The organism is Nonomuraea sp. LPB2021202275-12-8 (genome assembly GCF_037044575.1).
In the GTDB taxonomy this organism is placed as follows: domain Bacteria; phylum Actinomycetota; class Actinomycetes; order Streptosporangiales; family Streptosporangiaceae; genus Nonomuraea.
Map to the genome: position 1 here is coordinate 712,500 of NZ_JBAHWD010000001.1, position 17,957 is coordinate 730,456.

Annotated in this window: 20 protein-coding genes; 9 read left to right on the forward strand and 11 right to left on the reverse strand. The window is 70.3% G+C overall.

Annotated features, from left to right (window positions below; all coding sequences use genetic code 11):
• Positions 1-224 precede the first annotated feature (224 nt).
• Both V5E28_RS03360 and V5E28_RS03365 read left to right on the forward strand, forming a co-directional pair.
• On the forward strand, positions 225-815 hold the full coding sequence (locus V5E28_RS03360; RefSeq protein ID WP_336204813.1) for a TetR/AcrR family transcriptional regulator: 591 nt from the start codon (positions 225-227) through the stop codon (positions 813-815).
• 96 nt (positions 816-911) lie between these two features.
• On the forward strand, positions 912-1,910 hold the full coding sequence (locus V5E28_RS03365; protein ID WP_336204814.1) for a helix-turn-helix domain-containing protein: 999 nt from the start codon (positions 912-914) through the stop codon (positions 1,908-1,910).
• Between the two features lie 26 nt (positions 1,911-1,936).
• On the opposite strand, the gene V5E28_RS03370 is transcribed toward V5E28_RS03365, so the two are convergent.
• From V5E28_RS03370 to V5E28_RS03400, 7 genes are all read right to left on the reverse strand, one after another.
• A complete protein-coding gene (locus V5E28_RS03370; RefSeq protein ID WP_336204815.1) occupies positions 1,937-2,272 on the reverse strand; it encodes a phosphomannose isomerase type II C-terminal cupin domain in 336 nt (111 codons plus the stop codon).
• A gap of 64 nt (positions 2,273-2,336) precedes the next feature.
• Complete coding sequence (locus V5E28_RS03375) at positions 2,337-3,095, reverse strand: SDR family NAD(P)-dependent oxidoreductase (protein ID WP_336204816.1); 759 nt, start codon at positions 3,093-3,095, stop codon at positions 2,337-2,339.
• 1 nt (position 3,096) lies between these two features.
• Positions 3,097-5,373: a tetratricopeptide repeat protein gene (locus V5E28_RS03380; protein ID WP_336204817.1), complete on the reverse strand. Its 2,277-nt coding sequence runs from the start codon at positions 5,371-5,373 to the stop codon at positions 3,097-3,099.
• A gap of 19 nt (positions 5,374-5,392) precedes the next feature.
• Positions 5,393-6,148 (reverse strand): SCO6745 family protein, encoded by a 756-nt coding sequence (locus V5E28_RS03385; protein WP_336204818.1) that lies wholly within the window; start codon positions 6,146-6,148, stop codon positions 5,393-5,395.
• A 50-nt stretch (positions 6,149-6,198) separates the two neighbouring features.
• On the reverse strand, positions 6,199-7,011 hold the full coding sequence (gene dapF / locus V5E28_RS03390) for a diaminopimelate epimerase (RefSeq protein WP_336204819.1): 813 nt from the start codon (positions 7,009-7,011) through the stop codon (positions 6,199-6,201).
• 9 nt (positions 7,012-7,020) lie between these two features.
• Positions 7,021-7,926, reverse strand: a complete 906-nt coding sequence (miaA, locus tag V5E28_RS03395) for a tRNA (adenosine(37)-N6)-dimethylallyltransferase MiaA (RefSeq protein WP_336204821.1) — start codon at positions 7,924-7,926, stop codon at positions 7,021-7,023.
• A 40-nt stretch (positions 7,927-7,966) separates the two neighbouring features.
• A complete protein-coding gene (locus V5E28_RS03400; protein ID WP_336204822.1) occupies positions 7,967-8,479 on the reverse strand; it encodes a methylated-DNA--[protein]-cysteine S-methyltransferase in 513 nt (170 codons plus the stop codon).
• 134 nt (positions 8,480-8,613) lie between these two features.
• On the opposite strand from V5E28_RS03400, the gene V5E28_RS03405 reads away from it, so the two are divergent.
• Positions 8,614-9,510, forward strand: a complete 897-nt coding sequence (locus tag V5E28_RS03405; RefSeq protein WP_336204823.1) for a ribonuclease Z — start codon at positions 8,614-8,616, stop codon at positions 9,508-9,510.
• 456 nt (positions 9,511-9,966) lie between these two features.
• Positions 9,967-10,269, forward strand: a complete 303-nt coding sequence (locus V5E28_RS03410) for a four-helix bundle copper-binding protein (protein WP_336204824.1) — start codon at positions 9,967-9,969, stop codon at positions 10,267-10,269.
• Positions 10,270-10,329: 60 nt separating this feature from the next.
• Here the strand turns inward: V5E28_RS03410 and V5E28_RS03415 are convergent, their stop codons facing one another.
• From V5E28_RS03415 to V5E28_RS03425, 3 genes are read right to left on the reverse strand one after another with little or no spacing between them, the layout of a single operon-like run.
• Positions 10,330-11,022 (reverse strand): hypothetical protein, encoded by a 693-nt coding sequence (locus tag V5E28_RS03415; RefSeq protein ID WP_336204825.1) that lies wholly within the window; start codon positions 11,020-11,022, stop codon positions 10,330-10,332.
• Between the two features lie 19 nt (positions 11,023-11,041).
• Positions 11,042-11,683, reverse strand: coding sequence for an isocitrate lyase/phosphoenolpyruvate mutase family protein (locus V5E28_RS03420; RefSeq protein ID WP_336204826.1), 642 nt, complete (start codon positions 11,681-11,683; stop codon positions 11,042-11,044).
• The gene (locus V5E28_RS03425) at positions 11,662-12,204 is read right to left on the reverse strand and encodes a hypothetical protein (RefSeq protein ID WP_336204827.1); all 543 of its coding nucleotides are present in this window, start codon (positions 12,202-12,204) and stop codon (positions 11,662-11,664) included. Before V5E28_RS03425 ends, V5E28_RS03420 begins: the two co-directional genes overlap by 22 nt.
• 462 nt (positions 12,205-12,666) lie before the next feature.
• On the opposite strand from V5E28_RS03425, the gene V5E28_RS03430 reads away from it, so the two are divergent.
• Positions 12,667-12,939: a hypothetical protein gene (locus V5E28_RS03430; protein ID WP_336204828.1), complete on the forward strand. Its 273-nt coding sequence runs from the start codon at positions 12,667-12,669 to the stop codon at positions 12,937-12,939.
• A 135-nt stretch (positions 12,940-13,074) separates the two neighbouring features.
• On the opposite strand, the gene miaB is transcribed toward V5E28_RS03430, so the two are convergent.
• Complete coding sequence (gene miaB / locus V5E28_RS03435; RefSeq protein WP_336204829.1) at positions 13,075-14,565, reverse strand: tRNA (N6-isopentenyl adenosine(37)-C2)-methylthiotransferase MiaB; 1,491 nt, start codon at positions 14,563-14,565, stop codon at positions 13,075-13,077.
• A 173-nt stretch (positions 14,566-14,738) separates the two neighbouring features.
• Between miaB and V5E28_RS03440 the strand changes: the two genes are divergently transcribed.
• The 4 genes from V5E28_RS03440 to V5E28_RS03455 are packed head-to-tail and all read left to right on the forward strand — an operon-like array spanning position 14,739 to position 17,950.
• Positions 14,739-15,458 carry an amino acid ABC transporter ATP-binding protein gene (locus V5E28_RS03440; protein ID WP_442945762.1) on the forward strand — a complete coding sequence of 240 codons (720 nt, stop codon included), beginning with the start codon at positions 14,739-14,741 and terminating at the stop codon, positions 15,456-15,458.
• A 17-nt stretch (positions 15,459-15,475) separates the two neighbouring features.
• Positions 15,476-16,336 carry a glutamate ABC transporter substrate-binding protein gene (locus tag V5E28_RS03445; protein WP_336204831.1) on the forward strand — a complete coding sequence of 287 codons (861 nt, stop codon included), beginning with the start codon at positions 15,476-15,478 and terminating at the stop codon, positions 16,334-16,336.
• Between the two features lie 58 nt (positions 16,337-16,394).
• On the forward strand, positions 16,395-17,063 hold the full coding sequence (locus V5E28_RS03450; protein ID WP_336204832.1) for an amino acid ABC transporter permease: 669 nt from the start codon (positions 16,395-16,397) through the stop codon (positions 17,061-17,063).
• Positions 17,060-17,950, forward strand: a complete 891-nt coding sequence (locus V5E28_RS03455) for an amino acid ABC transporter permease (protein ID WP_336204833.1) — start codon at positions 17,060-17,062, stop codon at positions 17,948-17,950. Before V5E28_RS03450 ends, V5E28_RS03455 begins: the two co-directional genes overlap by 4 nt.
• The last annotated feature ends 7 nt before the right edge of the window (positions 17,951-17,957 follow it).

Genomic DNA, 17,957 nt, shown 5'->3' on the forward strand with positions numbered 1-17,957 from the left:
GATGGCGTGCCCGGCGGCGTGGCCGACCTCCCCCCAGGCGGTCCAGGCAGACATGCGCCGGTGCGTCACGTCGAAGGCGACGTCGTAGATCACGCTGCCGAGCAGCAGGCGCAGCGCACTCCCTTGAGTAAGACGAGACGGTTCGTCTCGGCTATGGTCAACCATGACTGACGTCCGATCCAATGTCAAGACGGTCCGTCTCGTCTCGTGCTAGCGTGGCCGACATGAAGCGTACCCCGGACACCACCCGCCGCAGCGAGGCCTCACGCAGGGCCATCCTCACAGCGGCGTTCGAGCTCGTCGGCGAGGTCGGCTACGCCAAGCTCAGCATCGAGGGCATCGCCGCCCGCGCGGGCGTCGGCAAGCAGACGATCTACCGCTGGTGGCCGTCCAAGGGCGCGGTGCTCTTCGACGCCATGCTGGCGCTGTCGGAGGGCCAGGATGGCGCCGACCTGCCGGACACCGGTGACCTGGAGGCCGACCTCAAGCTGGTACTGCGCGCCACGGCCGACGAGCTGAACGATCCGCGCTTCGACCAGCCGCTGCGCGCACTCAACATCGAGATCATGAGCGATCCGGCCCTGGCCGAGCTCTACGCCGAGCGGCTCGACCGGCCCATGAAGGAGCTCAAGAAGAACCGCCTGCGCAGCGCCCAGGAGGCGGGCCGGCTCCCTGCCGACCTCGACCTGGACGTGGCCGTCGAGCTGGTGTGGGGCCCCATGCTCAACCGATGGCTGCACCGCAGCGGCCCGCTGACGCACGAGTACGCCGACACCCTCGTGGAGACGGCACTGCGAGGGCTCTACGCACGTTAGCGACGCCCTGGCGGCGAACGGACTTGTCGTGAACCCGCCTTGGCCGTCCGGTTCGCCCACCTCTACGCTGATCCCTGACCATGCCACGACGGGACGGTGAGCCGCACCATGGCGCAACGGCGGTTACTTGAGGGCCTCGGGGTCACCGTCACGGAAGAGACGGCATACCGGGCCCTGCTGCGCCACGGCCCCGCCACGCTCAGCCAGCTCGCCGGCGAGACCGGCGCGTCCGCGGCCGCCATCCGCCGCATGCTGCCCCGGCTGGAGGACCTCGGCCTGATCTCGCGCGTCGCCGGCCGGCCACTGCGGCTGATCGCCACACCGCCGAACGTGGCCATCGACGTGCTGGTGGCCCGCCGCCAGGAGGAGATCACGCACAGCAGGGCGGCCGCCGCCCTGCTCGCCACCGAGGTGGCCGACCGGGCCGGGCCGCACCCGGAGGAGGTCCTGGAGGTGGTGACCGGCCGGGACGCCGTCGCCCGGCGCTACCTGCAGCTCGAACGCAACGCCACCGGCGAGATGCTCGTGCTCGTCCACCCGCCGTACGCCGTCGACATCACCGACGACGGGGAGAACCGGCAGCGGGCCGCCCGCCGGGGCGCGCCCACCCGCGGGATCTACGGCCCGCTGGCGTTCGAGGAGCCCGGCATGCTGGAGCACACCCGCCGCGCCATCGCCGACGGCGAGCAGGCCCGGATGGGCCAGGTGCCGGTCAAGCTGGCAATCGCCGACTCCCGCACGGCCATGCTGCCGCTGGTCTCCGACGAGAACCGGGCCGTGGAAAGCGCCCTCGTCGTGCATCCCTCGGCGCTGCTCGACGCGCTGGTCGGACTGTTCGAGGTGCTCTGGCAGACCGCGGTGCCGCTGCGCCTGTCGACGGACAACTCCATCGAGGCCGAGTCCTGGCCGCAGCCCTCGGACCGGGCGGTGCTCGCCCTGCTGGCCGTCGGCATGAAGGACGACGCCATCGCCAGGCAGCTCGGCCTCAGCCCGCGCACCGTCCAGCGACGGGTCCAGGAGCTGTCCGGCCGGCTGGGCGCGCGCACCCGCTTTCACGCGGGCTTCCTCGCCGCCCAGCAGGGGCTGCTGCCCTAGAGGCGGGCAGCCCTTCTGCGCCGGAGCTAGGAGCGCCCGTAAGCGTCTTCGAGACGCTCGATGTCGTCCTCGTCGAAGTGGCCGAAGGCGACTTCGAGGATGCGGGTGGCGGGGCCGGAGGAGCTGAGGCGGTGGGTCTGGCCGGCGCGGATCAGGACCCGGTCACCGACGGCCGGCTCCAGGCGCTCGCCGTCCACTTCGAAGACGCAGCCCGGGTCCAGCGCCACCCAGAGCTCGTCGCGGTGCTCGTGGCGCTGCAGGCTGAGCCGCTGGCCGGGCGACACCGAGATGATCTTCACCGTGGACACCTCGTTGAGCGTGTAGCGCTCGAAGCCACCCCACGGACGCTCGTCACGGATCACGGCAGCAAGCCTGTCAATGTCCTGCATTGTGCCTCCAAGTCCCGAATTACCGCGCCAAAAGCTATCAGGTGATGAGAATGCCGCCGTCTACCGGGAGCGTCACCCCGGTGACGTACGACGACGCGTCGCTCGCCAGGAAGATCGCGGCCGCCACCAGCTCGGCCGGATCGCCCGCGCGTCCCATGACCACGCGCTGCTCCAGCATCCGTTCCAGGTAGCCGGGCCGGTACTGCTCGGTCATCTCCGAGACGAAGAAGCCGGGCTCCAGGCAGTTGACGCGGATCCCGCGCCGCCCGGTCCACTGCTGCGCCAGGTCTCGGGTCAGCCCGATCACCGCCGCCTTGGACGCGCTGTAGGCGGCCTGAGGAAGCCCCGCGGTCGTCTCGCCGAGGATGCTGCCGATGTTGACGATCGACGAGCCGGGGCGCATCACCTTGGCGCAGGCCTGCGCCATCCAGTAGGTGCCGTGCAGGTTGACGTCGACCACCTGCCGGAACTCCTCCGGCGTCTCGCGCAGCGCGGGCACGGCCGTGCCGACCCCGGCATTGTTGATCAGCACGTCCACGGCGCCCAGCTCGTCCACCGCCGCCGAGACCAGCGCCTGGCACTCCTCCGGCCGCGTCACGTCGGTGGCCACGGCCAGGCAACGGCGGCCGGTCTGCTCGACCAGCCGCCGCGTCTCACCCAGGCGATCCTCGCGACGGGCGCCGATCACGATGTCGGCGCCCGCCTCGGCCAGCCCTCGGGCGAAGGCCACGCCCAGCCCGGAGGACGCCCCGGTGACGACGGCCACCTTGCCCGCGAGGCTGAAGCGCGCCAGCATGCTAGAGCCCGTACTCCTTGACGATCCGCTCGTGCCGCTCGACCTCGACGTCGACCTCGCGGGCGAGGTCGAGCCAGGCCAGCGGGTGCGACCAGCGCTCGGTGGCGTCGTCGAGCAGCGCGTCCACCTCTACGGGAGAGACGTCGGGCGGCACCGCCACCCAGCCGAACACGCCGGGGATCTGCTCACCGCTCGTCGGATGGGTCACCTGGTAGTTCTCGTCGCTGTAGACCCACATCGGCCAGCCGCGCTCGGCCATGACCTCGGTGAACTCGGTCCAGTCCGTCTCGCTGGGCGCGGCGCCGTCGAAGAAGTAGCTGGTGTAGCCGCCGGGCCGCAGGATGCTCACCGCCGCGAAGGGCGGCACGAAGTTCTGCTGCTCCTGGGGGTCTTCGGGCAGCGGCTCCAGCAACTGCGGGTCGAACACGACCAGGTCGCCCGCGTTGTAGTCCATGCCGCGCGGCTGCGGCAGCGCCAGCCTGGCCGTGGCCGGGCCGGTGCGGATGGACAGCACCTGGCGCTGGCCGCCGTCGGGCGCGGGGAGGATGACCCGGATGAGGCCCATCTCCTCCTCGATCGGCCCCTCGGTGGACTTGATCGGCATGCCGATCTTGGCGGCGCCCTTGCGGACGGTCTCCCAGTCCTCGCCGGCGGTGGCCATGACGATCATGCGCCAGGTGTCCTCGTCGGTGAGCTCGTCGAGGACCTCCAGCAGCACCGCGGCGCCCCTGGCATTCTGGTCGAGCTGCTGGGCGGCGCCCGCGGCGAGGCGGCGTGCCTCCACCCCGGCCCCGGCCGCCACGGCGTGCTCGGCGGCGTCGAGCGTCTCCGGCCAGCGCTCGCGCGCACTGTGCAGGCGGGCCAGCGCGAGGTGCTGGGCGTCGTGCGGGAGCGTCGCGGCCATCTGCTCCAGGCGCTCGTCCTGGCGGGCCTCGATGAGCAGGGTGGTCAGGTAGGCGATGTCGTCGGAGTCGGCGCTCGCGATGTCGCCGGTGTCGACGAGCATCTTCCAGTAGATGTCGGCGCCGGTCGACGGGTAGCCCAGGAAGCCCATCGTGGTGGTGTGGCGGCGGGTCGCCTCGATGTCCTGGCCCGACAGCGGGGCCAGCCAGCCGACCCAGCGCTCGGGGTCGGCGTTGTAGCCGTCGGCGGCGTCGAAGTAGGCGACGCGCTCGGCGACGGGGCCCGGCGCGGCGGGCTCCGTGGTCGCGCCGGCGGCGGCGCGCAGCGCGGCGATCCGCTCGGCGACGCCCGTGCTGTCACGCAGCTCCCCCGCGGCGGACTCGGCCAGGTCCGCCAGCAGCCTGGCCTGCCACACGCCCTGCCTGGCGACGGCCAGGTCGCCGGCGATCAGCGCGAGCTCGACGCGCGCGTGGTAGCCGCCCATCATGCCGAAGTAGTCGATCCACTGGCGCAGCACGCGGCCGAGCTGCCAGGTGTTGGTGATCTGGGCGGAGCCGGCCAGCTTGCCGACCGCCCGCGCCCACTCGACGAAGACCCTCGGGTGCTCGCCGACCACGTCGAGGTCGGGCAGCGCGTCGACGGCCTCGGCGATCCGGCCGAGCGTGGCCAGGACGAGCGCGCGGCGCACGCCGTCGCGGTGGTCCTTGGCCACCGGGTCGTCGGCCTGGAAGCCCGCGGCGGCCTGCAGCGCGGTCAGCGCGTCCTCGGCGCGGCCTGCGGCCAGCAGCGCGCGGGCGCTCTCGGCGCCGAGCTCCCAGCTCGCCTGGCGGCCCGCGGCGCCCAGCCGCTCGACGGCGGACTCCGCGTAGGTGACGGCCTCGCCCTCGCGCCCCGCGTCGACCAGGGCCGCGACGTACTGCGTCACCAGCCCGGTGTAGGCGGGGTCGGCCGGCTCGAGCTGCTCGATGACCGCGCCGAGCGTCTCGATGCGCTCGGCGCTGTAGCCGGGGCCGTCGGTGTTGGCCCAGGCGAGCGCGAGCGCCTCCACGGCGGCCGGCGTGGCCGGGCAGGAGCGCACCTCTTCGCGCTGGGCGAACGCGAGCAGCTGCTCGGCGTCCTCGACGGCGACGGCTCCCTGCGCCCGGTCGCCGATGCGGCCGAGCAGGTGCCAGTAGCGGGCGTAGAACTCCAGCCATGGCTGCTCCAGGGCCTCCGCCTGCTGCGCGATGGCCGGAGCCATCACGTCGAGCTGCGGGAAGCGCCCTTCGTAGGCCTGTGCGGGGAGGTCTCCCAGCGCCATGGCGAGGCCGACGTTGCCGGCCTCAGAAAGCTGCTGCTGGGTTTCGCCGACCCAGGCCCAGATGTCCACGTCCATGGGCAGTCAGTCTGCCAGGTCAACGAGCGTGCCCAAAACGCAGAAGCTCGATGAGCTCGTCCGATTCGTCGTTGTTGAGGGGAGAAAATACGGATGCCATCAGATCATCGGTGGCCTCTTCGGCCACGGACCGGCGAGCGACCACGTCGGGATCGGGCTCGGCATAGGGCTCCGGCCAGGCGAAGAATCTGGCGATCAGCTCACCGGTCGTCTGCCCGAACGGCGTCGCGTCGTGGTCGGCCGCGAGTGTCGCCTGCAGGGGATGCAGTCCCTGCGCGACCACCGCGTTGGCGTGCAGGCCACCGCGCAGCTCCCGCACCACGTGCATGAGCTGGGTGGCCCGCGCGGGCGCGTCGTCCGGCAGGGGCACGGCCCGCCATCCGGCGAACAGCGGGGCGCCGATCGACGAGGCCTGCCGCACGACCGGTTCGAGCAGCTCGGCGATCCGCGCGCAGCCGTCGTAGTCGCCGAGCCTGCGCCGGCCCCAGGCCGCGCAAATCCCGGCGTAGAGCTCGACGGCCTGCTCGGTGGGCAGCTTGCGGCCGCCGTTCCAGTTCTCCTCGACGTACTCGGGCGGGAAGAAGACCGCCACCGAGGTGACGACGTCGGCGTCGCACTCGCCGAGCACGCCGCAGCGGCCACGGAAGTAGAGCTCACGCGCGCCGAGACCGTACTCCTCGCAGACGGCCTTGGCTTCTCTGGAGATCATGAAGCCTCCGCCGTACTGTCCGATCGGCGCCTTGACCCGGACGGCCGTGGTCCGCGGATCCGCCATGTCCACCCCTCTCGGTCCAGGAAGTGAACTCAGCATGCCCTAGGAGAACATCATTCTGCAAGCGTCAGATTTCCCGAGGCCACGATCACGGCCGGGCCACGCAGATAGCTGGTTTCCTCTTCCAGGATGACGGTGAGCGTGCCACCGGGCACCTCCACCAGCCAGGTGCCGGTGGTGTCGCCCGACAGCGCGGCCGCGGCGACCGCCGTGGCCACCGCGCCGGTGCCGCACGAGCGCGTCTCGCCCGAGCCCCGCTCGTAGACGCGCATCACCGCGCGGCTGGTGCCGACCGGGTTGAACAGCTCGATGTTGACGCCCTCGGGGAAGACGGCCGGGTCGAAGTAGGGCTGGTGGTCGAGCTCCAGCTGGGTGACCGGCTCGCCGATCGAGCAGGCCAGGTGCGGGTTGCCGACATCGATGTGCAGGCCGGTGAACTCCTGGCCTGAGACGATCGTGACGCTCTCGCCGAGCACCACCGGCTTGCCCATGTCGACGGTGACCTCGCCGGTGGACTCCAGCCGCACCTTCCTGATGCCGCCCCTGGTGGCGATCCCGAACTCGCCGGGCGCGGCCAGCCCCGCCTCGACCAGATAGCGGGCGAAGACGCGCACGCCGTTGCCGCACATCTCGGCCATGCCGCCGTCGGCGTTGCGGTAGTCCATGAACCATTCGGCCCCGGCCGCCTGGTCGGCCACCTCCGGCACCTGCTTGGAGCGCACCACGCGGAGCACGCCGTCGGCGCCGATCCCGGCTCTCCTGTCGCAGATCGACGCCACGAGCGAGGTGTGCAGGTCCAGCTCGCCGTCAGGATCGGGAAGGATGACGAAATCGTTCTCGGTGCCGTGCCCCTTGAGAAAACGCATTGTTCAATTTTATGCCGAGCCGGCGCCCGCTATCCGCACCAGGGACCGCTCCAGCAGATCCGGGGCGTCGTGGGGCAGCCAGCAGACCCGGGGGTCACGGCGGAACCAGGACTCCTGTCTCCGGGCGAACCGCCTGGTCGCCCGGACCGTCTCGGCGAAGGCCTGCTCCTCGGTCCACTCCCCCCGCAGGAAGCGGATCACCTGGGCGTAGCCGAGCGCCCGGCCCGCCGTCCGCCCCTCCGCCAGGCCCTGCCCGAGGAGGCGGCGCACCTCCTCCACCAGCCCGGCCGCCCACATGCGCTCGACCCTGACCTCGATCCGCCGGTCGAGCTCGGGGCGCGGCACCTCCAGCCCGATCTGCACGCTCGGATAGACCGCGTCGTAGGACGGCATGGTGGCCGAGAACGGCCTCCCGGAGTGCTCGATCACCTCCAGCGCCCGCACGATGCGGCGCCCGTTGCTCGGCAGGATGGCGGCCGCCGCCGGCGGATCCAGCTCGCGCAGCCTCTCGTACAGCGGCGCCGTCCCCCGCTCGTCGAGCTCGGCCTCCAGCCGTGCCCTGATCTCCGGATCGGTCCCGGGAAACTCCAGGTCGTCGATCGCCGCCCGTACGTACAGCCCGCTGCCGCCGACCAGCACGGGCACGCTGGCGGCGTCCATGACGGGCCTGGCGAGCCGCTGATACTCCGCCACGCTGGCGGTCACCGTCACGTCCCAGACGTCCAGCAGATGGTGCGGCACCCCTCGCTGCTCGGCGGGCGTGAGCTTGGCCGTGCCGATGTCCATGCCGCGATAGAGCTGCATGGAGTCGGCGTTGACGCACTCGCCCCCCAACCGGAGCGCGATGTCCACGGCGAGGTCCGACTTCCCGGCCGCGGTGGGACCCACGACGGCGATCACTGGCTGCTGGCGCACACCGACAAGTGTGTCAACGGTCGGAGTGTGCCCGGGCCGGTCAGAGATCGAGCAGCGTCGGCTGCAGGTAACCCTCGTGGGTCAGCAGCCAGCGCTTCGTCTCGACCCCGACCCCGCCGCTGAATCCGCCGAGCCCGTTGCCCGCCACCACCCGATGGCAGGGCACCACGATCGGCAGCGGGTTCGAGCCCATGATCGAGCCGATTCCCCGGGCCGGCACGCTGGAGCCGCTGCGGACGGCCAGTTCCCCGTAGGTGACGGCCGTGCCGTACGGGACCTCGTGCAGCGCCTGGAGCACCTGGCGGCGCGAGCCCGAGGTGAGCCGCCAGTCGATCGGCGTCTCGAACCGCCGCAACCCGCCGTCGAAGTAGGCGCGCAACTCCGCGGCCGCGGAATCCGTACGATCCGGGTCGTGCACCTCGGGCATGCCGAGGCGATCGCGCAGGCCCTCGGGAGAGCCCCAGCCCGACGCGACCAGACCGTCCTCGGTGAGGGCCAGCACGAATGCGCCGACCGGCGTCGGCACCTCGGCGAACGCGACCGTGATCATCATGTCCTCGTGTCAGTCATGCTCGGTGGTTCCTCACTGAACCGTAACCGCGTGGCGGGGCGATTTCGTCCGGGCGAGCCACCCGATCCGCGAGCGGGAAAGAGCGTCATACGTCCTGAACGTCTAGCATCGCGCTCGTGTCCTCGCGTGAACTCGTCGTCCTAGGCACCTCCAGCGCGGTGCCCACCCGGCACCGCAACCACAACGGCTACCTTCTGCGCTGGGACGGCCAGGGCTATCTCTTCGATCCCGGTGAGGGAACCCAGCGGCAGATGCTGCACGCCGGCGTGAGCGCCAACGACGTGCACTGGCTCTGCCTGACCCACTTCCACGGCGACCACTGCCTCGGCGTTCCCGGCGTCGTCCAGCGCATCGCCCGCGACAGGGTCCGCCATCCGGTGCGAGCCGTCTACCCCGCCTCCGGCCAGGCCTACTGGCGCAGGCTCCGCCACGCCGCCGCCTTCGCCGACACCGAGGTCATCCAGGAACACCCCCTCACAGGCCCTCTCGCCGCCGTCGGCCCCCTGACCGCGCGCCGCCTGTCGCACCCCGTCGAGTCCTACGGTTACCGCGTCCAGGAGCCGTCCGGCATCCGCATGCTCCCCGACCGGCTCGCCGCCCACGGCATCCGCGGCCCCGAGGTCGGCGAACTTCAGCGCACCGGCTCCGTGCGCGGCGTCACCCTCGCCCAGTGCAGCGTTCCCAAACCCGGACAGAGCGCCGCCTTCATCATGGACACCCGCCTCTGCGACACCGTCTTCGAGCTCGCCTCCGGCGTCGACCTCCTGGTCATCGAGTCCACGTTCCTGTCCTCGGAAGGCCCCCTGGCCAAGGAGTACGGCCACCTCACCGCCTACGAGGCCGGCCTCGTCGCGGCCGACGCCGGCGTCCGGCGGCTCGTCCTGACCCACTTTTCCGAAAGGTACGGCTTCACCCAGGAGCCGGCCTTCATGGAAGAGGTGCGACGCAGCTACGACGGCGACGTCATCCTGGCCAGAGACCTGATGAAGATCCCGGTCCCCCGCCGGCGTTAATAGCTCCGGGAATGGCGGATGAATTCGCCCCGAATCTTTCGGAGAGCGATATTCGACGGATGCACAAAAAAGCGTCCGACCACCGCGATGAATGCGAATCCACGAATGGCGCGAGACCGCGGTCAGGGCCCGGCCAACGGGGGCCCAGCCCTGTGAGCTCAGGCATATCACAGGGCAACCACACAGGCACCAACGGGGGTCACCCCTATCTCCACCATAGAGACCTGAAATAGCGGAATGCCGCCCAGGACGCCCCTCCGGACACCGTCTTCAAATTCACTAAAACTGCCGCTAAAAACATGCAACATCACCATTTTTACGCCGAATTACGGGTATTCGACGACGTGGAGCCCTACGGCCGCACCGAAAACCCGGAGTGGGCCGTCGAGACGGGAGAGATAAGTGAAGACAGAGGAACAGCTGAGTCCCGAAATGCAGAAATGCATTGACTCATGCATGGAAAGTCACAGGTCGTGCGAGCAGACCATGACCTACTGCCTGAAGCAGGGCGGCAGGCATGTCGACATGGCGATGATGGGCGCCCTCATGGACTGTGCCGACATGACCCGCGTCTGCGCCGACATGGTCATGCGCCGCTCGCCGATGGCGATGGACATGGCCAAGATGTGCGCCCAGGCGGCCACCAAGTGTGCCGAGGCGTGCATGACCATGAGCGACGACGCGACGATGAAGCGCTGCGCCGACGCCTGCCGCGCGTGCGCCGAGGCGTGCAAGGCCATGGCCGGCGCGCGGGCCTGAGCGTCCGCGACCCGAGCCGGCCCGCGTCTTCACAGGCATGAGAAGGCGCGGGCCGGTCGGCTAGGGCCGGCCCTCCCACACCCCCGCGAAGTACCCCACCCCGTACGGCGCCGCCTGCGCGAGCAGCCGGCCGCCGAAGTCACCACCCGCCGCCGCCCCTGCCAGCACCTGCAAGGCCGCCCGCCCGCCGACCCAGAGCCTGTCGGCCGCGATCGGGTCGAGCCCGGCGAGCGCCGCGACGTCCGCGCCGCCGAGCGCGCGCACGATCAGATCGTCGTACGGCTGAGCCGCCGGGTCGTGGTGCCCGGGGGCCTTCGGGGTCAGGCATGCCGAGCCGTCGGCCATGACCAGCAACGCCACCCTGCCGTCGCTCACCAGCTTGCCGCCGAGCGCCAGGCACTCGCCCGGTTCCGCGGCCGAGGCCACGGCCTGGAAGGCGACCGCCTCCAGGTCGTACGAACCGCTCTCCAGCAGCCAGCGGCCGACCGTCAGCGACAGGGGCAGGACCGGCTCGCCCCGGCCCGTCATGACGTCGACTCCCCACGGCCGCAGCGAACCCGCCGCCTGCGCGCCGTACCGCATGGTGACGTCCGCCCCGCCCACGACAACCAGCAGGTCGGGACCGGCGGCGCGCAGCGCGGCGACCGCGGCGTGGCAGGCGGAGCGGATCTCGTACAGCTCGGCCTGGGCGAGGCCGGCCAGGTCGGGCACGATCAGCGGGGTGTGCGGGCAGACGGCCGCGGCGACAAGCACAGGCGCAAGCGTAATCGGGCTAGCGGAGCTGGTAGGGGTCGCGTCCCTCCCTCACGGCCTCGATCATCCTGACGGCGTACGCGTGCGCGGCCTGGTGCAGCCCGTGCCCGTAGCTCACGCGGGCCACCCCCAGCCCGGCCAGCCGTCCGAGGCTGGGCGCGCCGGGCCTGAACAGGATGTTGACCGGCTCCCCGACCTCCGTGACCAGGGCCTCGATCGCCGCCTCGTCCGCGAGCCCGATCGGGTAGACGCAGTCGGCTCCGGCTTCCAGATAGCGCCGCGCCCGGCGGACGGCCTCGGCGTGGGTCCTGTCGCCGGTCGGTCCGGTGATGTACGTGTCGACCCTGGCATTGATGACGAGCGCGGCCCCCGCCTCGGCCCGCACTCCGGCCAGGAACTCGGCCTGCCGCCCGACGTCGACGAGCTCGCCTGAGCGGGGATCGGAGTCTTCCAGGTTGCATCCGGCCGCTCCCGTGGCGAGCAGGCGCTCGACCAGCTCGGCGGGCGCGAGGCCGTAGCCGCGCTCCATGTCGGCGGTCACCGGCACGCGATTGGCGCCAGACCACTTCAGGCGATGGACAGCGCGGCGTGCGGTCCGGAGGGTGACGGACGCGTTCACCGCGCTGGTCGCGGAGAGGGTCAGCAGCCGCTCTTGGCGCACTGGCCGCCGACGGCGCCCGCGGGGCCGTCCGCCGGGTTGTCGGCGGGAACCTCCTGAGCCGGCTTCGTCGGCTTCGACGTCGGTTTCGTCGTCGGCTTCTTGCCGGTGCTCGACTCGTCCTTGTCCCGCGTCTCGGTGCCCTCCGAACCCGTGTCGGTCGACGGGGTGTCCTCTGTGCCGGGGTCGCCCGGGTTGCCCGTCGTGTCGCCGACGCCGTCGTCGGCGGCCTCGTCGGACGGGGCGTCCGTCTCGGCGTCGCCCATCGCGGCTTCCTCGTCCTGGAGATCCTCGCCCTTGCCGGTGTCCTCGGCGGGCGCCTGATCTGCCTGACGGGCGGGCTGGCTCACCTGGGCCGGGGTGTCGCCGCTGGTCATCACATAGCCGACGCCACCCACGGCCAGGGCGGCGACGAGGACGGATGCGGCTATCGCGGCGATCTTCTTGTTGTTTCTGCCGGACCTGGGGTGTCGGCCTGGCCCGTCGAGGATGTCCTGACGATCCGGCTCGGTCGGATCTTGCATGGTGCTGCAGCTCCCTGCGGTCGTATCGGGAAAGCTCTCCGGCTTCCGCGGGCGATGGACCACACTAGCCGCAACACAGGATTGCTCGCACACCAATCACAAAGGAATCACGACTTGTCCCCCCTTGGAGCCATTCGCCCAGGTCGCCGTGACCGCCTCGCACCTGCGGCGGGCGTCGCCGGGGTCGTCGCCGTCGCCGGCCTGGGAATTCTCCTGGCGTTCACCGAGCCAGAAAGCCCGGTGCGGAAAAGCGCTCCCCAATTTGATCAGGAAAACACGCTTTTCAATAGATCAAGCACACCATCCGCCCATGGATCGGGCGCGCCTTCGCAGACCCCCTCCTCGTGGCTGACCCCGGCGCCCGGCCGAACCCCTCCCCCCACGCCTCGGGCGGGCCTGCTCCCCGCGGCAGGCGCGGCCCACACCCCTGACCGGAGCACCGCCACGCCTGGCTGGATTCTCATGGTCCCGGCTCCCACCGGCGCCGAGTCGAAGGCCGGCTCCCGCCCGAAGGCCGGATCCCCGCCGGAGAGCACGCCGGCGCCGCAGCTGACGGCCCCCGCCGCGCGGGCGGCCTCACCAGGCCCGCAGGCCTCCCCGACAGTCACGTCCGCCCCGGAGCCCCGCGCCGACCCGCCTCGGACTTCAGCCCTCCCCGGCCCGGATCCGTGCGCCACCTTCCAGGACTTCCGGCGGGACTACTGCTACCGGGCCCTCGAAGGCCTCAACCGCTGAGAGCGCGACTCGTACGACGGCCGGACACGGGAACGCCGGGGACGGCCGTCAAGGCGGCCGGCCCGTGCGGATCAGCCGCCGTGTCCCCGGAGGTCCTCAGCCCTGGTCGGCGGCCGCGGCCCTCACGCGAACACGTCAGTGCGCCGAACAGCCCTCCGCCGCCGGGAGCGGGGCGGGGCGGCCGATGGCGGGCATGCCGAGGAGCACGCCGCCTCCCGCCGGGGCCCTGCCCTGACGGGCCTCCCAGGCGTCGCCGGCCCGGGTGCGCCGCAGCGACCGGACGGCGCCGTCGGCCACCAGGTGGTGGGGGGCCGCGTAGGTGACCTCGACCGTGACCATGTCGCCCGGGCGCGGGCGGTGGTCGCCGGTGGCGAAGTGGACGAGCCGGTTGTCGGGGGCGCGGCCCGACAGGCGCCGGGTCGCGTCGTCCTTGCGGCCTTCGCCCTCCGCCACGAGCACCTCGAGGGTCCTGCCCACCTGCTTCTTGTTCTCCTCCCAGGAGATCTCCTCCTGCAGGGCGACCAGGCGCTCGTAACGCTCCTGGACGACCTCCTTGGGGATCTGGTCCGCCATGGTCGCGGCAGGGGTGCCGGCGCGGATGGAGTACTGGAAGGTGAAGGCGTTGGCGAAGCGGCTGCGCCGGACGACCTCCAGGGTGTCCTGGAAGTCCTCCTCGGTCTCGCCGGGGAAGCCGACGATGATGTCGGTGGAGATGGCCGCGTCGGGCATGGCGGCGCGGACGCGCTCGATGATGCCGAGGTAGCGGTCGGCGCGGTAGGAGCGGCGCATGGCCTTGAGCACGCGGTCGGAGCCCGACTGCAGCGGCATGTGGAGCTGGTGCATGACGTTGGGCGTCTCGGCCATGGCCGCGATGACGTCGTCGGTGAAGGCGGCCGGGTGCGGAGAGGTGAAGCGGACCCGCTCCAGGCCTTCGACGGAGCCGCAGGCGCGCAGCAGCTTGCCGAACGCCAGCCGGTCGCCGAACTCGACGCCGTAGGTGTTGACGTTCTGGCCGAGCAGGGTCACTTCGAGAACGCCCTGGTCGACGAGGGTCGCCACTTCGGCGAGGACGTCGCCGGGGCGCCGGTCCTTCTCCTTGCCGCGCAGCGACGGCACGATGCAGAAGGTGCAGGTGTTGTTGCAGCCGACGGAGATCGCCACCCAGGCGGCGTAGGCGGACTCGCGCTTGGTGGGCAGCGTCGAGGGGAAGACCTCGAGCGACTCCTTGAGCTCGACCTGCGCCTCGCCCTGGATGCGGGCGCGCTCCAGGAGCACGGGCAGGGCGCCGATGTTGTGGGTGCCGAAGACGACGTCCACCCAGGGTGCCTTACGGACGATCTCGCCCTGGTCCTTCTGGGCCAGGCAGCCTCCCACGGCGATCTGCATGCGGGGGTTGCTCATCTTGGCGGGCCGCAGGTGGCCGAGGTTGCCGTAGAGGCGGTTGTCGGCGTTCTCGCGCACGGCGCAGGTGTTGAACACGACCACGTCGGCGCTCGAACCGTCGGGCGCGGGCACGTAACCGGCGTCTTCCAGCAGGCCGGACAGCCGTTCGGAGTCGTGGACGTTCATCTGGCACCCGTATGTGCGCACTTCGTATGTGCGGGCGCTCTCCTGGGTCACAGTCATGGCAGGTTCAAGGGTAGTCGCTGTACGGCTTGCGACGTCCGTGGGCGGCTAAAAGTCCAGCTTGACCGCATGATGTGATCGGATCGGTACCGCTCAGTTAGTGACCAGCGCCCTTAGTGCCTCTACCGTTTTCATCCATGACGGAGAACGGGGACGTCACTCCACTGGTGCAGATGGAGGACGTCAACAAGCACTTCGGGGCGTTGCACGTCCTGAAGGACATCAACTTGACCGTCTCTCGTGGCGAGGTGCTGGTCGTCATCGGTCCTTCCGGCGGCGGAAAGTCCACGCTCTGCCGGACGATCAACCGGCTGGAGACGATTGACGGCGGAAGAATAGTCTTCGACGGCCAGGTGCTGCCCGAAGAGGGCAAAGGCCTGGCAAAGCTCAGGTCCGAAGTCGGCATGGTGTTCCAGTCCTTCAATCTGTTCGCCCACAAGACCATCCGCGAGAACGTCACGCTCGGCCCCGTCAAGGTGCGCCGCACGGCGAGGAACGCTGCGGACACTCGGGCGATGGAGCTGCTGGAGCGGGTCGGCATCGCGGCACAGGCGGACAAATATCCGGCCCAGCTCTCCGGTGGCCAGCAACAGCGGGTGGCGATCGCCAGGGCGCTGGCCATGGACCCGAAGATGATCCTGTTTGACGAGCCGACCTCGGCGCTGGACCCTGAAATGGTGCAGGAGGTGCTCGACGTCATGATCGGGCTGGCTCGTGACGGGATGACCATGATGGTCGTCACGCATGAGATGGGTTTCGCCCGCAGGGCCGCCAATCGGGTGGTGTTCATGGCCGACGGGCAGATCGTCGAGGAGAACACGCCCGACGAGTTCTTCACCAACGCGCAGACCGACCGGGCGCGTGACTTCCTTTCGAAGATCCTCACGCACTGAAATTGAGGCAGGTAGACATGCACATGCGTCGTATGGGAGCGGTGCTCTCCGTTGCGGCCCTGGCCGCCGGTTTGAGCGCTTGCGGCGGTGGCGGCGAGACCTATGCCACCGTTGCCGACAAGATCACTGGTGGCGGCACCGTCGTCGTCGGCACCAAGTGGGACCAGCCGAGCTTGGGCCTGAAGAAGGGCGCCGAGCCTGAGGGCTTCGACGTCGACGTGGCCAAGGCCGTGCTCAAGGAAGTCAACGGCGGCAAGGACGTGCAGGTCGAGTGGAAGGAGTCGGCCTCGTCCAACCGCGAGCCGTTCCTGGCCAACGGCACGGTGGACATCGTCTTCGCCACCTACTCCATCACCGAGGAGCGCAAGCAGAAGGTCACCTTCGGTGGCCCGTACGTGCTCGCCCACCAGGACGTGATGGTGCGCAAGGACGACACGTCGATCACCAAGCCGCAGGACCTGACCGGCAAGAAGATCTGCAAGGCCGCGGGCTCCAACTCCTACAAGCGGATCACCGACCCGCCGCCGGACGGCGAGCTCGACCTCGACGCCACCACCGTCGACGCCGCCAACTACTCCGAGTGCATCCAGAAGCTCGGCGGCAGCAACCTCGACGCGGTGACCACCGACGACCTGATCCTCGCGGGCTTCGCCAAGCAGGCCGGCGGCAACTTCAAGGTGCTGGGCCAGGGCTTCACGGACGAGAAGTACGGCATCGGCCTGAAGAAGGGCGACACCAAGACCTGTGAGGCCATCAACACCGCGGTGAAGAAGCTGTGGGACAACGGCACCATGAAGACCCTGCTGGAGAAGTGGTTCGGCGGGATCGAGGGCCTGAAGGTGTCCGAGGCCGCGCCGCCCGCCGAGGGCTGCAGCTAGTCACATCAGAGGCGGCGGCCGGGATCCCGGCCGCCGCCCTCCTATGCGGTGGAGCACGATGGACGAACTGATCAAGTACGCGCCCGACCTCGCGGAAGGCTTTCTGGAGAACGTCAAGCTCTCCCTCGTGGCCGCGGTCGCCTCCCTCATACTCGGCACGATCCTGGTGGCGATGAGGGTCTCCCCCACACCGGTGCTGCGCGCGGCGGGCACCTTCTACGTCAACGTGGTGCGCAACACCCCGCTGACGCTGGTGCTGGCGTTTTCCGCGCTGGGCCTGAGCGACCAGCTCGGCCTGGTCTTCTCCGAGGCGCCCAGGACCAACTCCTTCTGGATCGTCGCCATGGGCCTGTCGGTCTACACGGCGGCGTTCGTCTGCGAAGGGCTGCGCGCGGGCATCAACACCGTTCCCCTCGGGCAGGCGGAAGCGGCCAGGGCGATCGGGCTGACGTTCATGCAGTCCCTGTCGCTGATCATCCTGCCGCAGGCGTTCCGTGCCGTGGTCGCGCCGCTCGGCAGCGTGATGATCGCCATGATCAAGAACACCACGGTGGCGACCGCCGGCGGCTATCTCGCCGACGCCGCGGCCGTGATGAAGATCACCTTCGACACCACTGGCGCGTCGATCCCGATCTTCATCGGGCTCATCCTGGCCTTCATGGCCCTGACCATGCCCATCGGCTACTTCACCGGCTGGTTGGCCCGACGCCTGGCGGTGGCCCGATGACCTCCGTTCTGTTCGACAGCCCAGGACCGCGCGGGCGGGTGCGCAACCATCTGCTGACACTGCTCAGCGCGGTGGCCGTCGCGGCCGTTCTCTTCTGGATCTACCGCGGCTTCGACGAGAAGGGCCAGTGGGAAGCCAAGATCTGGCAGCCGTTCCTCGAGGCGGAGACCTGGGAGTTCTACATCATCCCCGGTCTGATCGGCACGCTGAGGGCCGCTGCGGTGGCCGCGGTGCTGGCTCTGGCCTTCGGTATGATCTTCGGCCTGGCGCGGCTGTCCGACCACGCCTGGATCCGCATCCCGGCGGGCCTGGTGGTGGAGGTCTTCCGAGCGATCCCGCTGCTGCTGCTGATCTTCTTCATCTTCTACCTGGCGCCGAACGTGTTCGGCGGCGGCGACTATGCCTTCATCGCCGTGGTGCTCGGCCTGACCCTCTACAACGGCTCGGTGCTGGCCGAGGTGGTCCGGGCGGGCGTCTACGCGGTGCCCAAGGGCCAGTCCGAGGCGGCCTTCGCCGTGGGCATGCGCAAGAACCAGGTGATGCGGCTGGTGCTGCTGCCGCAGGCCGTCACGGCGATGATGCCGGCGATCGTCAGCCAGCTGGTGGTGCTGCTGAAGGACACCGCCCTCGGCTACATCATCGCCTACGTCGACCTGCTCAACACCGGGTTCAAGATCCTGCCGGCTGTCTTCTTCGGCTCGCTGATCCCGGCGGCGATCGTCATCGGCATCATCTATGTGGCCCTCAACCTGCTGCTGAGCTACGTGGCCAACGTGCTCGAACGGCGCAGCAGGCGTAGCCGCAAGACCGCGGCGCCCCCTGTCGCGCCCCCCGGAGCGGAGGCCATCGGCCTGGGCGCCGGCGGCGGACTGGGCAACAACAACTAGGCACGGC